Source organism: Bradyrhizobium sp. WYCCWR 12699 (assembly GCF_032144035.1).
Taxonomy (GTDB): domain Bacteria; phylum Pseudomonadota; class Alphaproteobacteria; order Rhizobiales; family Xanthobacteraceae; genus Bradyrhizobium.
This window is the reverse complement of the sequence record NZ_JAVTJN010000025.1, coordinates 1-949: the sequence shown is the minus strand read 5'-3', so window position 1 is coordinate 949 and position 949 is coordinate 1. Positions and strand designations below refer to the sequence as shown.

The window sequence follows — 949 nt, the reverse complement described above, 5'->3', positions numbered from 1 at the left end:
GTGCGATCGGTTGCCTCATTTATTTTGCTCCCGGCTTGGGTTGAGGAGGAGGCCGGGTGCGGAGATGGCCGGGGTTTCGGAGCGCCCGGCCTCCTCCGCTGGCGTCTGCCACATCATTGGGTTGTTGTGACCTCATGCCCCAGCAGCGTTTCCTCCGTAGGAACGAACAACAACGCGTTCGCTTGCTCGCTGCGCCAGGATTTAAGCCTACGCTGAAGCGTTCGAAGAAGCTTGTTCGGATAGGCTCCAGGATATTCCGCCTGCAACCGGGAGAGCAGTTCGCTACCAGTCCGCCAAGGCTCGGCTTCAAACCATTTTCGCAAATCTAGCGTTGCCCGGATGAGCGGGTCGGGACGCCGCCGGCCTCTTTTCGCTTTCACGATTGGCCGATCCGTCGGTCGCATAGCTCCGTCTTTCCAGGCGGTTCGTAGGCTTGCCAGGAAGAGATCGATCGGTTGCGATGCCGCAGCAGGATGGGCGATTGGCTGCGTATCAGCGAGCGCCGCGAGGCGTTCCTGCGCGCCGCGGATGTCGCGCAACAACGCGACCGGGTCGAGAGCGGCATAGATTTCTTGGAGATGGTGACGAATCGCATCGGGCGTGCGGGCGTCGGCGGCCAAGCGCTGGTGTGGCGTTGCCGGTGCGCTGTATGTCTTACGCACACGAGCACCGTCGCGCTGCTTGGCCATCAGTTTGAATGAGGGTTGGAAGAAGTTCACGAACAGCCGCGCCGATCGATAGAGTTCAGCCAGCAGCTTGGCCGCTTCCAGGCCCTCGAGCCGACGATAGCCGACCATCCTGCGCACGACGGCACCGTTCTTCTGCTCGACGAACGCCTGGTCGTTCTTCCGGTAGGGCCGGCAACGCGTGAAGACGATGTTGGCCGCATCGCAGTAGGCTTTCAGCGTCTCATTCATGAACACCGTATCATTGTCCGTATCGAGGCCGA

General features: G+C 61.2%; 1 pseudogene. It reads right to left on the bottom strand.

Annotated features, from left to right (window positions below):
- Positions 1–113: 113 nt before the first annotated feature.
- Positions 114–949: pseudogene (locus RPS27_RS10515) on the bottom strand (ISNCY family transposase); the annotation flags it as partial.